17 protein-coding genes and 1 tRNA gene are annotated in these 16,163 nt (G+C 68.0%); 4 read left to right on the top strand and 14 right to left on the bottom strand.

Going from position 1 to position 16,163, the window contains the following annotated elements; all coding sequences use genetic code 11:
• Genes MTY59_RS19005 through cobC form a run of 4 tightly spaced genes read right to left on the bottom strand, consistent with a single transcriptional unit; the run spans nt 1 to nt 4,068 of the window.
• Nucleotides 1-1,140: a bifunctional RNase H/acid phosphatase gene (locus MTY59_RS19005; protein WP_221042523.1), complete on the bottom strand. Its 1,140-nt coding sequence runs from the start codon at nt 1,138-1,140 to the stop codon at nt 1-3.
• Nucleotides 1,137-1,874 carry a zinc ribbon domain-containing protein gene (locus MTY59_RS19000; protein WP_221042522.1) on the bottom strand — a complete coding sequence of 246 codons (738 nt, stop codon included), beginning with the start codon at nt 1,872-1,874 and terminating at the stop codon, nt 1,137-1,139. The genes MTY59_RS19005 and MTY59_RS19000 overlap by 4 nt, the downstream gene beginning before the upstream one ends.
• Nucleotides 1,871-3,019 carry a Nif3-like dinuclear metal center hexameric protein gene (locus MTY59_RS18995; RefSeq protein ID WP_221042521.1) on the bottom strand — a complete coding sequence of 383 codons (1,149 nt, stop codon included), beginning with the start codon at nt 3,017-3,019 and terminating at the stop codon, nt 1,871-1,873. Before MTY59_RS18995 ends, MTY59_RS19000 begins: the two co-directional genes overlap by 4 nt.
• The gene (cobC, locus tag MTY59_RS18990; RefSeq protein WP_221042520.1) at nt 3,016-4,068 is read right to left on the bottom strand and encodes an Rv2231c family histidinol phosphate aminotransferase CobC; all 1,053 of its coding nucleotides are present in this window, start codon (nt 4,066-4,068) and stop codon (nt 3,016-3,018) included. Before cobC ends, MTY59_RS18995 begins: the two co-directional genes overlap by 4 nt.
• Nucleotides 4,069-4,149: 81 nt before the next feature.
• On the opposite strand from cobC, the gene MTY59_RS18985 reads away from it, so the two are divergent.
• The 3 genes from MTY59_RS18985 to MTY59_RS18975 are packed head-to-tail and all read left to right on the top strand — an operon-like array spanning nt 4,150 to nt 6,204.
• Complete coding sequence (locus tag MTY59_RS18985) at nt 4,150-4,863, top strand: HAD-IA family hydrolase (RefSeq protein ID WP_221042519.1); 714 nt, start codon at nt 4,150-4,152, stop codon at nt 4,861-4,863.
• On the top strand, nt 4,856-5,362 hold the full coding sequence (locus MTY59_RS18980) for a low molecular weight protein-tyrosine-phosphatase (protein ID WP_221042518.1): 507 nt from the start codon (nt 4,856-4,858) through the stop codon (nt 5,360-5,362). The genes MTY59_RS18985 and MTY59_RS18980 overlap by 8 nt, the downstream gene beginning before the upstream one ends.
• The gene (locus tag MTY59_RS18975; protein WP_221042517.1) at nt 5,362-6,204 is read left to right on the top strand and encodes an SURF1 family cytochrome oxidase biogenesis protein; all 843 of its coding nucleotides are present in this window, start codon (nt 5,362-5,364) and stop codon (nt 6,202-6,204) included. The genes MTY59_RS18980 and MTY59_RS18975 overlap by 1 nt, the downstream gene beginning before the upstream one ends.
• Here the strand turns inward: MTY59_RS18975 and MTY59_RS18970 are convergent.
• The gene (locus MTY59_RS18970; RefSeq protein WP_221042516.1) at nt 6,186-7,142 is read right to left on the bottom strand and encodes a cobalamin biosynthesis protein; all 957 of its coding nucleotides are present in this window, start codon (nt 7,140-7,142) and stop codon (nt 6,186-6,188) included. The two genes, MTY59_RS18975 and MTY59_RS18970, sit on opposite strands and share 19 nt — an antisense overlap.
• Before the next feature lie 163 nt (nt 7,143-7,305).
• On the opposite strand from MTY59_RS18970, the gene MTY59_RS18965 reads away from it, so the two are divergent.
• Complete coding sequence (locus MTY59_RS18965) at nt 7,306-7,701, top strand: VOC family protein (protein ID WP_221042515.1); 396 nt, start codon at nt 7,306-7,308, stop codon at nt 7,699-7,701.
• A gap of 5 nt (nt 7,702-7,706) precedes the next feature.
• Here MTY59_RS18965 and MTY59_RS18960 read toward each other — a convergent pair whose 3' ends face one another.
• The 9 genes from MTY59_RS18960 to MTY59_RS18920 all read right to left on the bottom strand — a co-directional run bounded on the left by MTY59_RS18960 (nt 7,707) and on the right by MTY59_RS18920 (nt 16,083).
• Nucleotides 7,707-8,825, bottom strand: a complete 1,119-nt coding sequence (locus tag MTY59_RS18960) for an epoxide hydrolase family protein (RefSeq protein WP_221042514.1) — start codon at nt 8,823-8,825, stop codon at nt 7,707-7,709.
• A gap of 101 nt (nt 8,826-8,926) precedes the next feature.
• Entirely contained in the window at nt 8,927-9,940 is a 1,014-nt protein-coding gene (locus tag MTY59_RS18955) for a DUF732 domain-containing protein (protein WP_221042513.1), read from the bottom strand.
• Between the two features lie 1,193 nt (nt 9,941-11,133).
• On the bottom strand, nt 11,134-12,099 hold the full coding sequence (locus MTY59_RS27715) for a peroxiredoxin (RefSeq protein ID WP_221042512.1): 966 nt from the start codon (nt 12,097-12,099) through the stop codon (nt 11,134-11,136).
• A 144-nt stretch (nt 12,100-12,243) separates the two neighbouring features.
• Nucleotides 12,244-13,419 (bottom strand): PP2C family protein-serine/threonine phosphatase, encoded by a 1,176-nt coding sequence (locus tag MTY59_RS18945; protein WP_221042511.1) that lies wholly within the window; start codon nt 13,417-13,419, stop codon nt 12,244-12,246.
• Complete coding sequence (locus tag MTY59_RS18940; protein ID WP_221042510.1) at nt 13,416-14,216, bottom strand: alpha/beta fold hydrolase; 801 nt, start codon at nt 14,214-14,216, stop codon at nt 13,416-13,418. Before MTY59_RS18940 ends, MTY59_RS18945 begins: the two co-directional genes overlap by 4 nt.
• Nucleotides 14,217-14,397: 181 nt before the next feature.
• Nucleotides 14,398-14,472: transfer RNA gene (locus MTY59_RS18935), tRNA-Val, on the bottom strand.
• A gap of 56 nt (nt 14,473-14,528) precedes the next feature.
• Complete coding sequence (locus MTY59_RS18930; protein WP_221042509.1) at nt 14,529-14,990, bottom strand: peroxiredoxin; 462 nt, start codon at nt 14,988-14,990, stop codon at nt 14,529-14,531.
• Nucleotides 14,990-15,412 carry a DUF3052 domain-containing protein gene (locus MTY59_RS18925; protein ID WP_221042508.1) on the bottom strand — a complete coding sequence of 141 codons (423 nt, stop codon included), beginning with the start codon at nt 15,410-15,412 and terminating at the stop codon, nt 14,990-14,992. Before MTY59_RS18925 ends, MTY59_RS18930 begins: the two co-directional genes overlap by 1 nt.
• 83 nt (nt 15,413-15,495) lie before the next feature.
• Complete coding sequence (locus MTY59_RS18920; protein WP_221042507.1) at nt 15,496-16,083, bottom strand: hypothetical protein; 588 nt, start codon at nt 16,081-16,083, stop codon at nt 15,496-15,498.
• Nucleotides 16,084-16,163: the final 80 nt, after the last annotated feature.

Raw genomic sequence — 16,163 nt, 5'->3', positions numbered from 1 at the left:
TTACAGATACGCCGTCTGATTGACCAACCGCACCGAAGACGCTCCGTCGGAATAGAACTCGGCGATGCTCAGCGACGCCAGGTCGAGGTGCAGGCGGTACAGGATGCCGGGTCCGGCGTCCAGCGCCTCGCGCAGCAGCATCTTGATGGGTGTCACGTGCGACACCAACAGCACCGTGGTGCCCTGGTGTGCGGTGACGATCCGGTCGCGAACCCCCGACACCCGATCGGCCACCGAGTCGAAGCTCTCCCCGCCCGGCGGTGCGGTGCTGGTGTCACGCAGCCAGCGGCCGTGCAGTTCGGGATCGCGCTCGGCGGCCTCGGCGAACGTCAGCCCCTCCCAGGCCCCGAAGTCGGTCTCGATCAGGTCGTCGTCGATGGTGACGTCCAGGCCCAGCGCCTTGGCGGCGGCCGCCGCGGTGTCATAGGCCCGTTGCAGCGGGGAGGCGAAGACCGCCGAAATGCCGCCGCGCTGCGCCAGATACCGCGCCGCAGCGTCGGCCTGCCGCCGCCCTACCTCGGTGAGCGCCGGGTTGCCGCGACCCGAATAGCGGCGGTCCACCGACAGCTCGGTCTGGCCGTGACGCAGCAACAACAGCCGGGTCGGGGTGCCGCGTGCGCCGGTCCAGCCGGGCGCCGACGGGGACGGGGACGGGGACGGGGACGGCGCAGTCTCGGGCGTTTCCACCCGGGCGGATTGTTGGGCTGGTTCGGGCTTTTCGGTCACGCCGGTGGCCTCGGCCGCGGCGTCCATCGCCTCATTGGCCAACCGATCGGCGTGGGTGTTGCGTTCCCGCGGAATCCACGAGTAGCTGATGCGCTCGAAGCGTCGTGCCCGCTTTCGGGCTTCGGTGTGCAGTTCGATCAGGTCGGGGTGCTTGACCTTCCACCGCCCGGACATCTGCTCCACCAGCAGCTTGGAATCCAGGTAAACCGCCGCCTCGGTGGCGCCCAGGTTCAGCGCGTCGTCCAAACCGGCTATCAGGCCCCGGTATTCGGCAACGTTGTTGGTTGCCCGGCCGATGGCCTGCTTGGCCTCCGCCAGCACGGTCGCGCGGTCCTCGGTCCACACCACCGCGCCGTATCCGGCCGGGCCGGGGTTTCCGCGCGATCCGCCGTCGGCCTCGATGACGACCTTCACTGATCGAACCCCTTGACCCGCAACAGAATCGCGCCGCATTCCGGGCAGCGCACCACATCGTCCTCGGCGGCCGCCGAGATGCGGGACAGCTCGCCGCGGTCGATCTCGAGTCGGCATGCCCCACACCGACGTCCCAGCAGCTGCGCGGCACCCGCGCCTCCCCCGGCACGCTGCCGTTCGTAGAGGGCGGACAGTGCCGGGTCGAGTGCTGCGCTCAGCGAGTCACGCCGCGAGGACTGCAGCTCGCGGGCCTCGCTGATCTCGGCCACCGCGGCATCGAGTGCCGCACGCGCTGCGGCCATCTCGGCCTCCAACGACGTGAGTGTCTGCTGCTCGCCGTCCAGCTGCGATTGCAGCTCCTCGCGACGCTCCATCACCTCGAGCAGGGAGTCCTCCAGGCTGGTCTGACGACGCTGCAGGGTCTCCAGCTCGTGCTGGAGATCCGACAGTTGCTTGGCGTCGGTCGCGCCCGACTGCAGCAGCGAGCGGTCGCGGTCCTCGCGCTGGCGCACCGCGTCGATCTCCGCCTCGAGCCGCGCGACCTGAGCGTCGATATCCTCCAACGCGATGCGCACCGTGGCCAGCCGGTCACCGGCGGCCTCGAATTCCACCTGCAGCCGCTCGCACGCCTCTTGCTCGGGCAAGTGGGTGGCCCGGTGCGTGATGCGGGACAGCTCGGCGTCCAATTTCGACAACTCGAGCAATGAACGCTGCTGTGGCACTTCGGCTTTCATGACCCGTCACCCCCGGACTCGTTGCCAACCCGCTCGACATTCCAAGGGTCGGTGCGTATCGAGCTCACCCGCACCGGGAGCTCCGCACCGAAACGCGACCGCAGTACGCCGGCGGCCTGTTCACACCAAGGGAATTCACTTGCCCAATGTGCCACATCGATCAGAGCCACATCGGAGGCGCGGGTATGTTCGTCGGCCGGGTGGTGGCGCAGGTCGGCCGTGACGTAGGCCTGCACGCCGGCACCGGCCGCGGCGGCCAGCAGCGAATCCCCGGCGCCGCCGCACACGGCGACCCGCGACACCGGCATGTCGGAGTCGCCCGCCGCCCGCACTCCCCAGGACGTGCGCGGCAACGCCGCGCCGACGCGGGAGACGAAGCTGCGCAACGGTTCCGGGCGTGCCAGGGTCCCGACGCGGCCCAATCCGGCGTCGCCGGGCGGGGGCACCATCGCGAAGATGTCGAACGCGGGTTCCTCGTAGGGATGGGCGGAGCGCATCGCCGCCAGCACCGCGGCCCGGGAACGCGCGGGCGCAACGACCTCGAACCGGTCTTCGGCCACCCGCTCGACCTTCCCGACGCTGCCCACCGCAGGCGCGGCGCCTTCGTGCGGCAGGAACTGCCCGACGCCGCTGACGGTCCAGCTGCAGTGCGAATAGTCCCCGATATGGCCGGCCCCGGCCGCAAACACCGCCGCCTGCACCGCTTCGGCGTTCTCGGCGGGCACGTAGACGACCCACTTGTCGATGTCGGGCGCGTCCGATGCCGGTTCGAGCACGGCTTCGACGCGCAGGCCCAGCACTTCGGCCAGCGCATCGGAGACACCCGGGCGGGCCGAGTCGGCGTTGGTGTGCGCGGTGAACAGCGAGCGCCCGCTCTGGATCAACCGGTGCACCAGCGCGCCCTTGGGGGTGCTGGCCGCCACGGTGTCCACCCCGCGCAACAGCAGGGGGTGATGGGCCAGCAGCAGGCTCGCCCGGGGAACCTCCTCGACGACCGCCGGCGTCGCGTCGACGGCGACGGTCACCGACTCGAGCTCGTCGTCGGGGTCGCCGCACACCAGGCCCACCGAATCCCAGGATTCGGCGAGCCGCGGCGGGTAGGCCTCGTCGAGCACCGCGATGACGTCGGCCAGCTTCACGCTCACCGCTGCCCCCCGATGCTCTCCGGCGTGACCGCCTCCGAAATCGCCTGCACCAACTGCGGCCACTGGGGGCGCACCGCGGCCCGCAGATAGCGCTCGTCCAAGCCGACGAACGTATCACAGCGGCGGATGGCAATTCCCCTGTCATGCAGAGTCTTTCGGATGTGGACCGCGTCGGGTGTGCGGAATAGCACGAACGGAGCCCGGCCGTCGACCACCTCGGCGCCCACCGATGCCAGGCCGGTCACCATTTCGGCGCGCAGCCGGGCCAATCGCGCCGCCCCGGCCGCCGCTTCGGCGACGGCCTGCCGGCCGCAGCAATCCGCGATGGCCGTCAGTTGCAACGTCCCCACCGGCCAGTGCGCCCGCTGCGCGGTCAGCCGCGCCAGCACCTCCGGGGAACCCAGCGCGTAGCCCACCCGCAACCCGGCCAGCGCCCACGTCTTGGTCAGGCTGCGCAACACCAGCACGTCGGGCAGCGCATCACCGGCCAGCGATTGCGGCTCACCGGGGATCGAGTCGGCGAACGCCTCGTCGACCACCAGGATCCGTCCGGACCGGCGCAACCCCAGCAGTTGTTCGCGGGTGTGGAGCACCGCGGTGGGGTTGGTGGGGTTACCCACCACGACGAGGTCGGCGTCGTCGGGGACGGCCGCACCGGCCAGGCCGAACGGGGGCTCCAGCACGACGTGGTGCACCGGCACCCCGGCCGCGGCCAGCGCGACGGCCGGCTCGGTGAACGCCGGCGCGATGATCGCCGCCCGCCGCGGACGCAGGTTGCCCAGCAGGGCGAACGCCTCGGCCACCCCGGCCAGCGGTAGCACCTCGTCGCGGCTCCGGCCGTGCCGCTCGGCCACCGCGTCCTGCGCCCGCTGAACGTCCTCGAGGCTCGGGTAGCGCGCCAGATCGGGCAGCCGCTCGGCCAGCCGTCGCAGCAGCCACTCCGGCGGTTGGCCGTGCCGGACGTTGACGGCGAAATCCAGCATCCCGGGCGCGACGGCCTGATCACCGTGGTAGCGCGCCGCAGGCGGGCTCAGGTTCAGACTCGCCATCAGTGAAACACTAGTGGGCCTCGCGGGCCGGGCGGAGCAACACCGTCACACCCGGCTGCATCCATCGAGGACAATGGTGAGGTGACAGGCACAACCTCAGCCGATCGCAGGGCCCCCGGCGACGCCACCGCTGCGGGTGGGGCGCAACTGGTGATTTTCGATCTGGACGGCACGCTGACCGACTCCGCGGAGGGGATCGTCGCCAGCTTCCTGCACGCGCTCGAGCACATCGGCGCCCCCGTGCCGCCCGGCGACCTCGTCGGGCAGATCGTGGGCCCGCCGATGGACGACACCTTCCGGGCTATGGAGCTCGGCGACGACGCCGAGGAGGCGATTGCGGCCTTCCGCGCCGAGTACGGCGCCCGGGGATGGGCCATGAACGCGCTCTTCGACGGGATCGAGGCGCTGCTGATGGACCTGCGCGCCGCCGGTGTCCGGCTGGCAGTGGCCACCTCCAAGCTGGAGCCGACGGCGCGGCGCATCCTCGCCCACTTCGGGCTTGACCAGCACTTCGAGGTCATCGCCGGCGCGAGCCCCGACGGTTCGCGCAAGGCCAAAGTCGAGGTGCTGGCCCACGCCCTGACGCAGCTGGAACCGCTGCCCGACCGGGTGCTGATGGTCGGTGACCGCAGCCACGACGTGCACGGCGCGGCCGCCCACGGCATCGACACCGTGGTGGTCGGCTGGGGCTACGGCAAGGCCGACTTTCCCCATCGCGCCGCCGGGAGCGCGGCCGCGTCCGGCGTGACGCACGCCGCGACCATCGACGAATTACGGAGGGCGCTGGGTGTCTGAGGCCGCGACGAGCGAACCGCTGCACGTCACGTTCGTGTGCACCGGCAACATCTGCCGTTCGGTGATGGCCGAGAAGATGTTCGCCGACCAGTTGCGCCGGCGCGGCCTGGCCGACGCGGTGCGGGTGAGCAGTGCCGGCACCGGCAACTGGCATGTCGGCGAGTGCGCCGACGAGCGGGCCGCCGGCGTGCTGCGCGCCCACGGCTACGCATGCGAGCACCGTGCCACCCAGGTCGACGCCGAGCACCTGGGCGCCGATCTGGTGGTGGCCCTGGACCGCAACCACGCCCGGATGCTGCGGCACCTGGGCGCCGACGAGGACCGCGTGCGGATGCTGCGGTCCTTCGATCCGCGCACCGGCGCGCACACTCCCGACGTCGACGACCCATACTACGGCGACACCGCAGATTTCGAGCGCGTGTACACGGTCATCGAGGCCGCGCTGCCCGGTCTGCACGACTGGGTCGATGAGCGGCTCGCGCAGAACGGGTCCACGTGATGCGTCGCCTGCCCTTCCCGCTGCGCCCGGGCTGGATCGTGCTGGCCCTGGTGGTCGTCGCCTTCGCCTATCTGTGCTTCACGGTGCTCGCACCCTGGCAGCTGGGCAAGCACAGCAGGACCTCGCAGGAGAACCATCAGATCGAATCCTCGCTGAACACCGCGCCCGTCCCGCTGAAAATGCTGCTGCCGCACCAGAATTCGGCAGCACCCGGTGCGCAGTGGCGCCAGGTCACCGCCACCGGGCACTATCTGCCCGACATACAAGTGCTGGCCCGGTTGCGGGTGATCGATTCGAAGCCGGCGTTCGAGGTACTGGCGCCGTTTGCAGTCGATGGCGGACCGACCGTCCTGGTTGACCGCGGCTACGTGCGGCCCCTGGAGGGGTCCCATGTCCCGTCCATCCCCCGCCCCCCGACGCAGACGGTGACCATCACGGCGCGGCTGCGCAACTCCGAGACCGCCGCCCTGAACAAGGATCCGTTCGTGGGAGACGGTGTGCAGCAAATCTATTCGATCGACACCGAACAGGTGGCGGTGCTGACCAAGATCCCACTGGCCGGTTCCTACCTGCAACTGATCGACGGTCAGCCCGGCGGCCTCGGCGTGGTCGGCGTGCCGCAGCTGGACGCCGGCCCGTTCCTGTCCTACGGCATCCAATGGATCGCCTTCGGCATCCTCGCCCCCATCGGGTTGGGCTACTTCGCCTATTCGGAGATCCGCGCCCGCCGACAGGACAAGCAAGCGCGGTCGTCGCCCGAGGCGGCGCCCACGCCCGAGGCGGGCGAAGTACCGCAGTCCGTGGAGGCCAAACTCGCCGACCGCTACGGCCGGCGGCGGTAACCCGACAGGTAAACCGCCAGCCCCGCCGACACCGCGGCGCCGGCTTGCACCAGCGACGACAGGGCCACCGCGCGCCGCAGATCGGCCACGGCCGGCGCCCGCCCGTCGCCGAGTGTGGGCCGGATCTGCAGCTCGTGGTGGTATTGCGTGGGCCCGCCCAGGCGCACACCCAGCGCGCCGGCGAAGGCCGCCTCGACGACGCCGGCGTTGGGGCTGGGATGGCGGGCCGCGTCGCGGCGCCAGGCCCGCGCCGCGCCCGAAGGTGACCCGCCGACGAGCGGGGCCAGCAGCACCGCCAGCGAGGCGGTCACCCGTGCGGCGGCGTAATTGGCGACATCGTCCAATCTCGCTGCGGCCCAACCGAATCGAAGATAGCGCTGCGAACGATAACCCACCATCGAGTCCAGGGTGTTGATGCCGCGATACACCAGCACCGCGGGCACGCCGCCGGCCGCCGCACATAGCAGCGGCGCCACCTGCGCATCGGAGGTGTTCTCGGCGATCGATTCCAGCGCGGCACGGGCCAGGCCGGCTTCGTCCAGCGAAGCCGGATCACGCCCACACAGCGACGGCAGCAGCCCACGCGCGGCGACGACGTCGCCGCGCTCCAACAGCTCCGACATGTCCAGGCCGGTACGCGCCAATGAGGTTCCGCCCAGCGCGACCCAGGTGGCCGCGCCGGTCGCCGCGATCGACCACAGCCGGCCGCGCCGCGCCGCGGGCCGTTGCACCGCCAGGCCCAGCAGGCCCAGCGCCCCGACCAGCACGCCGACGTGCACCGCGCCGGCGACCCGGCTGTCGCGGTAGGTCACGTTTTCCAGCGCGGCCGCAGCCCGGCCGAACAGCTTGACCGGGTGACCGCGGCGCGGGTCGCCCAGCGCGCGGTCGGCCAGAAAGCCGATCGCCACGCCCGCGATCCGGGTCTGCCTCGCAACCACCTCGGCAGCGTCTCACACCGGAATCCATGAGACCCACGGGGCAAGGCCCGCGGTGAAGCGGCCCGCGCGGTGTCTGGAGCTTCGGTTACCGGCTCCACCTGTCGGACATGCGATCTCGAGCAAGCTGGGGCCGGCGGATCATATGGGACTAACGTGGCAAGGCATGACCTTTCCAGCGCTCAACCACGTCGCGGTCACGGTGCGCGACCTCGAAGTCAGCGGACCGTGGTATCGCAACCTGCTCGGCGCCGACCCGATCCTCGACGAGCACACCGACGCCGGCTTCCACCACCAGGTGTGGATCCTCGACGGCGGCACCGTATTCGGCATTCATCAGCACGACCGAGCTGCCCCCGAGGAACAGTTCAGCGAACATCACGTCGGCCTCGACCACGTCGGCTTCGGCTGCGCCAACCGCGGCGAGCTGGAGAGGTGGGTCACCCGGCTTGGCGAACTGGGCATCGAGCACGGCGGCATCGTGGATGCACCGTACGGCTCGGGGCTGAGTTTCCGCGACCCCGACGGCATAGCGCTGGAGTTCTTCGCCCCGCCCGGCTGATTCGCTCAGCGCACGGTCGCGAAGAACGCGCGCAGGTCCTCGACGAACAGCTCTGGTTGTTCGAACGCCGCGAAATGCCCGCCCCGCGGCATGTCCGTCCAGTGGGTGATGTTGTAGACCGGCTCGCACCAGCTGCGCGGCGCCTTGAGCAGCTCCCCGGGGAAAGCCGCGACGCCCGTGGGCAATTCGACGCGGTCCCCGCCGCCCCACACCGCAAAGCTCTCCCAGTACAGACGGGCCGAGGACGCGGCGGTGTTGGTCACCCAATAGACCATCACGTTGTCGAGCAGCTCGTCGCGGCTGACCGCGTTCTCGGGGTGCCCGTCGCAATCGGCCCAGTCCCAGAACTTTTCGACGATCCAGGCCAGCTGTCCCGTGGGCGAATCGGCCAGGCCGTAGCCCAGTGTTTGCGGCCGGGTGGACTGTTGCTTGGAATAGCCGGTGCCCCACTTGCGGTGGTTGGCCAACCCGGCAAGCGCTCGTTGCTCCTCCTCGGTCGGGTTCGTCAGCGAGTCCTTGCTGGGCCGGCCGACCGGCATGTTCAGGTGGATGCCCACGCAGTGGCCGACATTGCGGCCGATCTGTGTCGTGACCGCGGCACCCCAGTCGCCGCCCTGGGCGCCGTAGCGGTCGTAGCCCAGACCCAGCATGAGCGTTTCCCACGCCTCGGCGATCTTTTCCACGCCCCATCCGGTGTGGGTGGGCTTGCCCGAGAAGCCGTAGCCCGGCAGCGACGGACACACGACGTGGAAGGCATCCTCGGCGCGGCCCGAGGCGGGATTGGTCAACGGCTCGATCACCTTGTGGAACTCCACGATTGAGCCCGGCCAGCCGTGCGTGATCACCAGCGGGAAGGCGTCGGCGTGCGGGGATCGCTGGTGGATGAAATGGATGTCCAGCCCGTCGATTTCGGTGGTGAATTGATCGAAGCGGTTGAGCGCGGCCTCCCTCGAACGCCAGTCGTAGCCGCTGGCCCAGTATTCGGCCAGTTCACGGGTGTAGGCCAACGGCACGCCCTGGCTCCAGTCGTTCACGCATTCGGCCTCGGGCCAACGCGTGCGGGCCAGCCGCGATCGCAGATCGTCGAGAACGTCGTCGGGAACGTCGATGCGGAACGGTTTCACGCGTTCATAGTGCTCCCGAGTGCGATCGGCGCCGCACACGCCCCCCGCAGGCGCATGCGTGAGCACGGACGGCCCGCGGGCCGCCGAGCTTAGTCACTTTCTCAGGGTGCGAGCCTGACAAAGCCCGGCGCCATAGGTGGCGGCGGTGGCGGCGGTGGCGGCGGGGGCGCCACAGGCGGTGCCGGCGGAGGGGGCGCCTCGGGCGGTGCCGGCGGCGGCGCCGCCGGAAGGTCACCACCGGTGCTTGCACCGCCGCCATTGCCGGGTGCGGCCCCGGGTTGCGGGGCGACCCTAGGACTTGGCGGCGACTGTGGTGGCGGCGGCACCCGTTGCGGCCGAGGCGGTGCCGCGACCGGCTGGGGTGGTGTCTGGTGCAGCAACGGCGGTGGTGGCGCCGGAAGCTGCGGCGGGTTCGGCTGGGTGACCTCTCCGGCAGGAACCGCTCCAATCCGCGAACCGAGCGCTGTGCCGGGCGCGCGGAAATCCGGGCGGTCGCCAAACGATCGGGCCGCCATCAGCACGTCCCGGTCCATCAAATATGGCAGTTGCACCGCACCGGTGCCCGTCGATTCCTGCCATTGTGCCCGCGTTGTGAATGCGCTTGACGCCGTGGGCGATTCCAGTTCAACGCCTCCTGAGTTGACCGCATTGTGCGCGTGCGCGGCCCCCGGGGGCATCGGCACATTCCATTCCGCGGCGGGATTAGCGACGAGGTTAGCGACCTTGCCGCGATCGTACGGGCAGTAGGCCCCCACTGAGGCAGTGACGAATCGAGCCTCAGTGCGCGCGAGGCGGCCGGGGTCGTAATTGCGCTCGGCCGGGTCCTGGCTGTACGCAAACTGCACCATCGCGTCCACTACGGCGTTCGCCGAAAAGCCGGCATCTACTGCGCGACAAACCTTATGGGCGGTATCGATGAGGTATGGAACACCTTCGAGGGCAGGGATGCCTTCTTGGTCGAGTAGCGCGAGAAACTGATCGTCTTGGTTCGAGTCGGCCGCTGCTGCGCCGCCGCGCAGAATTGCAGCGCCGGATAACACCAGGATGGCGGTAACCAGAGTGCCGACGTGGCTGTGCCTGGTGATGCCGGTGGACCTGGTGATGCCGGTAAACATGGCAGTACCTTCGTTCCGCTAGGGCCCGTCGCCTGACGAGCAGTGGATATTCATCTACGCCACGGGTGTGGGTAGCTGTGGGGTGGCGTTGCCTGACCGGACACAAAAGTTGCGGACATCCCGGGGACGGAACTGGCGGCCATTTCGGGGCGCGCCAGTCGCTGCGGGGCGACGCGGATGGTGGCGGGACTCGGTCGTTTCGCCGATGCTGTGCGCTATCGCGAGATCGCATCAGGATTCCGTAGCCGCCGCCCCCGGGTTTGATCCGCAAGATATTCGGGGGGCGCGCCCGGCGGCGGGATAGCCTACATTTCGGTAGCCGTAGAATGGCGTGTCCAGCAATTATTTCGCCGCTAATTAACGGCATGTCAATATCGTATCCCCGCAGTTTATACACGAGTTGGGCAATTCCTGGGTCCTTGCTGCGCGTTAGCTGTTATCCTGCAAGCGAAGAAATGATCCGGGATGCGAAAAACGCAGCAAAAACGGACCGTGAATCCAGCATGAACCCGCTGGTGGTAGCCCGCGAAACCCCTGCCAACCCAGCAGACGATCTACGTCGCAGCGGTTTCCCGGACCGTAGTTGGCCGTTCGAAGGCTCGTCGGTTTTCGGCACCCGCGCCGCGTGAAAAGCCTTCGAATTCTGCAGCAGCCTTTCCGGCATCGTCGGTTCCGAAGTCGGATGCCTTGGCGCTGTGGCGGAAGGCTTCATCACCCGTATCTTTTGGCGCGCCCCGATAACTCGAATTCGCAACCTCCGGTTAATTTCGCTTCGGGGTTCGCGCGCGACGGCCCGCTTCGGCCGGGTCGCCCAAGGACTGCCCGCGATCACCCATTGACACGACCACGACGACCTCGCCCGGTTCGGCGCGCTGCCGACCAAACAACGCGTCGTCACCGCTGGACGGATCGTGACCGGCGCGGCTCGGCCGACATCGACCTTGCCCGCACGATCGCCGGCACGATCGCCGGGACATGAAGCGGCGCAGGCGGAATGGACTAGATCCTGCTTGCCAACGCGACTGGATCGCGCTCTGACGGACCTGCATCAACGTTGGTCGGCGCGGACGGTAAGCCGCCGACCGCTGGTGCGCAACACCAGAGCCAAGGGGCTACCGCGTTTTATGCGGTGACGTCCCCCTGTACCTCTTGGCATAAGAGACGACGATCTTCGTCAAGCGGCGCCGGCCCTCTCAGAGCGCTCGTAGGCCACTTAGGGTCCTGCCTATCAGTTCCCGTCGCTCGTCGACCGTCATCGAGTCACCGAGGGGTGCGTGCACCCGCAGGTAACCCTGTGTCACCAGTTCGCCGACCAAGAATCGCGTCGCACCGAGCGGCAAGGACAGACGCGCGGCGATCTCCGCGACCGAGGGGCTCTGCGCGCAATACGTCAGGATCTGGCCCCGCACATCGTTTCTCGGCCAGCGCGGCCGCTTCGCTGTGGTGGTGAGCGCTTCAACCGGAGCCTCGAGTGCCAGTTCGACACCGGAGTCGGTACGACCGCCCGTCAGCGTGTATGGCCGGACCAGACTCGCCTCGTCCGCGGTTTCCCGTTCTGTTCCCTCGTCCCCCGACTGGTGATGCGGGTCGGCGTGTTTCCCGCGGACATGTGGCGAACTATGCGGTCCCTTGTGGTGCTGCAAGTACCACAAGGCCTGGTCTGCGTGCACCGATGCGCGCAGCTCGTTGGAGACCACTTTGAGTACGGTGCGATCGGTGTCGATGACGAAGGTGGTCCGTCTGACCGGCAGCAGCCGCGCCAGCAGGCCACGGCGCCGAGTGTGCCGGCCACGCCGGACCTCATCGCGCGCCACGACGGATCTACGCAGCTTCGCCAGCCTGCCTCGGCGCACTCCGAACAGCTCGGACACCACGCCGTCCGCGTCGGAGAGCAGTGGATAGTCGAACGAGCGCTGTTGGGCGAAGTGGGCCTGCCTGTCGACGGTGTCGGTGCTGATGCCCACCCGCTGGGCGCCCACCGTGAAGAATTCATTGCTCAGGTCCCGAAAATGACAAGCCTGGGCTGTACAGATCGGTGAGGAGGCCAGTGGGAAGAAGAACAGCACAACCGGCCCTTCGGACAGCAGCGTGGACAGTGCCCGAGGCCGACCCGTGTGGTCGTACAGAGTGAAGTCAGGCGCCTTCTCGCCCGCGATCATCGGCAAAGAGTAACGCCGGGAACCTCTGCGCGACGCCGACTCGGATAATTTGGTCGCGGCCGAACAGCTCATGAAGGCCGCTCGACGCTGTCCTGCACGTCTATCGATGGTCGTGCGCAGGCACGAACCGGCGTCTCCCGTGCGTCATGGTCGCTCGCGGCTTGTCAGCGAGGGCACGCCGAGCGCTAGCACAGCGGCGTCGTCCTGAACCCCGCGGCCAAGGCTGTCGAGCAACACGTGGACGGCTTCAACGATTTCTGACGCCGACGCCGGCGCGAGCGATTTCGCGAACTGCAGTAGCGCCCCTCGATCGTCATAGCGTTCGCGACCGACGCCGGTACTGGCCTCGGTTAGTCCGTCCGTGTAGAGGACCAACGTGTCGCCGGGCGCAAGGTGGAACCTGCTGGCAACGAAGCGCGGCTCCGCGACGAGGCCCACGGCGTGGCCGCCGATGCTGTCCACGTAGTAGGCGCTGCCGTCGGCCTGCAGCAACAGTGGGGGAAGATGCCCTCCGCTGGCGAGCTCGACGTCGAACCCATCATTCGGCATGGTCACATTGCCGTAGATCACGGTGCAGAATCGGCCGTGCTGGGCACCAAGCTCTTGACCGAGCACGGAGTGCAGATTGTGCAGTACTTGCACGGGATCATCGTCGGATACCGCCGCGGCACGCAGGGCATACCTGGTCAATCCGGTTACCACAGCCGCATCAACCCCTTTGCCCACGACATCGCCGATGAAGAAACCCCACTTCGTGCGGGACAGCGGGAAAAGGTCGTAAAAATCGCCGCCCACGTCATCGTCCGACGCGGTGTAGTAGTAATCGGCTGCGTCCATTCCGGCGGGAGGCGACAGCACTGGCGGGAGTAGTGAGCGACGCAGTGTCTCAGCGAATGCCCGAACGCGACCGTGCTCCATCGCGACCCGCCGTCGCTCTTCCAGGAGCTCTCGTTCATAGGCGCGGCGGTCGGCGGCATCGACCGCGGTGATTCGCAGCAATTCCGGCTGGCCGTCGGCGCCTGTCTTGACGTTGGCGGTGAGAAACATGGGCAGCCGCGCTCCGTCGGCCGTCACGAGGTCCACTGTGATGCCGTTGAGCTCGCCGCTCATGCGTAACAGTGGCCCGAAATGGGTGTCGTAGTGGATGCGGCCACCCGCGGTGAATAAATCGCTGAACAATCTGCCTTGCAATGCGTTTCGGTCATAACCCAGCCATCGGCTCAAGGTGGCGTTGACGCGGATGATCCGACGATCGGGGCGCGCAATGAGGTGGCCGCAGGGACTGTTCTCCCAGCAGTCCTCCAGGCTGAAGTCGGTCACGCCGATCGAACGAAGGCCGAGATCGCCGACGCAGTGGCGTCTGGGGCGCTTACTTGGGGGCAATGTCCGGTTGCGTCCAGGGTGACCAGTCGACTGTCCGGGATGTTTGCATGGACGTAGGCGCCGACCTCGCGCGGCGCGACCGCGTCTTGTGCACATTCGATCACCAGCGTGGGCACCGGTATCCGTGCGAGGTCGGCGCGGTTATCGGACAGGAATGTGGCACGGGCGAAAACGCGCAGATGCGCGGGATCGTTGCGGCAAAAGGTCTCGGCCAACTCGTCCTCTAGCTCGGGGCGGTCCGGGGTTCCCATGATGACCGGTGCCATCGCATGCGACCAGCCCAGGTAATTGAGCTCCAAGGATTCGAGGAGTTCGTCGATATCGGACTGCGAAAACCCGCCGCGATAAGCACCATCGTCGATGTAGCACGGAGACGGTGTCAGCATGACCAGCTTCGCGAACCTGCTGGGCTCGGCGATGACCGCCAGCGCGCCGATTATCGCGGCGACCGAGTGCCCGACGAACACGACGTCGCGCAGGTCCAGTTCACGCACCATGTCTAGGACGTCAGCGGCGTAGCCGGCCAGCGACGAGTACTTTTCTGCGTTCCAGGAAGCCGGATCCGACTCACCGGAACCGACGTGGTCGAAGAGCAGCAACCGGAAGTCGCCCTCCAAACGGTCGACGACCAGACGCCACAGCCGCTGATCACAGCCGAAGCCATGCGCAAGGACGACCATTGGACCATCGTGGGCGCCAACAATCTTGACGTTATTCCTGACACAGACGTCCACAGTCACAGCCTAAGCCGCCACTGCATCCGGGCAACACGCACCACACCTCCTGCTACCGCCACCGGCTGCGTTATCGCGTCGGCATTTCCTTCCTTCGATTTACGTTGTGCGCGAACAACTTCGTGCCACGCGAGCGCTGTCTCCAATCGTGTCGATCCGCCGGCACGATCTGCAATAACGATGGTGGGCGCGGACGGTATCGAACCGCCGACCGCTGGTGTGTAAAACCAGAGCTCTACCACTGAGCTACGCGCCCGTGCCCGGGCAGGCTACCCGCCCGAAGGCCAACTTCCCAAAATTCGAGGCCCCTCTCTAGGCCCGCAAGGCCGCCAGTGCGTCGGTCCAGAGCCGCTGGTCGCGGGACTCGCCGGGCTGCTTCATCTCGGCGAAGCGAATGATCCCGGACCGATCAACGACGAACGTCCCCCGGTTGGAGTAGCCGGCGTCGTCATTGAACACGCCGTAGCTCTGGCTGACCGCGCCGTGCGGCCAGAAGTCCGACAGCACCGGAAAGGTGAAGCCGCTGTCCAGCGACCACACCCGGTGCGTGGGCGGCGGCCCCACCGAGATGGCCAGCGCCGCGCTCTCGTCGTTTTCGAACTCGGGCAGGTGGTCACGCAACAGGTCCAGCTCGCCCTGGCAGATCCCGGTGAAGGCCAGCGGGAAAAACACCAGCAGAACGTTCTTGGCGTCCCGGTAGGAACTCAGCGTGACGCGCTGTTGGTTCTGGTCGCGCAAGGTGAAATCCGGGGCGGCTGTGCCGACGGGCAGCATCAACGCTTCCCGGCACGGGATTTGGGCTGTACCAGCCGGCTGGCGCTCCAGTCGCCCAGGTTGACCGACGAGGTCGGCATCAGACCGGCGGTGGGGGCCGCCTCGGCGATTTCGGCCGGCAGTACGTGACCCGGCTTGCCCGTCTTGGGCGTCAGCACCCAGATCACGCCGTCTTCGGCCAGCGGGCCGATCGCGTCCATCAGGGTGTCCACCAGGTCGCCGTCACCGTCACGCCACCAGAGCAGCACGACGTCGACCACCTCGTCAGTGTCCTCGTCGAGCAACTCACTGCCGCAGGCTTCCTCGACCGCAGCGCGGATCTCGTCATCGGTGTCTTCGTCCCAGCCCCACTCCTGGACGACTTGGTCCCGTTCGATGCCCAATTTGCGGGCGTAGCTCGGGGCGTGATCCGCCGCGACCACCGTGGAACCTCCTTAACGTCCGCGCGCTATGCGATTGGGGATTATCGTCGCACAGCCAGAACGTGGTCCATACTTCCGCATCCTTACGTAGCCAGGCACAGTTTCACCGCGTTCTTCTTCGTGTCGTTGAGTTGATCGACCCGCTTGTTGAATTCCCCGGTCCCCGCGTGGGTGCCGATGGCGTTCGCCACCGCGCGGGCGGCGTCGATGTAGGCGTTGAAGGCGTCCTTGATCTGCTGCGACATCGCGTCGTTGAAGCTGTTGCCCACCGTGGTGGCGCTGTCGTTGAGGGCGTCGATGGCCGGCCCTTCGGTGGGGCCGGTGCCGCGGCCGGCGTTGAACGCCTGGACGAATTCGTTGGTCTTGTCGATCGCGTTCTTGCTGGTGGTGATCAGCGTGGCGCAGGCGGTGCGCACCGCCTTGGTGGTCAGCGACTGTTGCCGCTGAGACTCTCGGACGCTCGACGTCACCGACGACGCGGACACCGACGCCGACACCGACTGCCGGTAGGCCGGCGCCACTTTGGTGTCCGGCGTTGCCGTGCCGTTGGTGACGGAGGTGCACCCGACGATGCCCATCAGCGTCACGGCGACACACCCGAGGGCCAGCGCCCCGCGCCGGGGCATGGCCTTCACCTGCGTCTGAGGGACGGCATCCCACCGGATGAGCACAAGCCTGACGTTACCGGGTGGGTTGCCCAGCTGCCCCATACACGCCGAGTTGGTGTTCGCCAGGTGCAGCCTCCGTCGGC

The sequence above is a fragment of the Mycobacterium senriense genome (assembly GCF_019668465.1).
In the GTDB taxonomy this organism is placed as follows: domain Bacteria; phylum Actinomycetota; class Actinomycetes; order Mycobacteriales; family Mycobacteriaceae; genus Mycobacterium; species Mycobacterium senriense.
The sequence above is the reverse complement of the archived record's forward strand: the minus strand, read 5'-3'. Positions and strand labels throughout refer to the sequence as shown.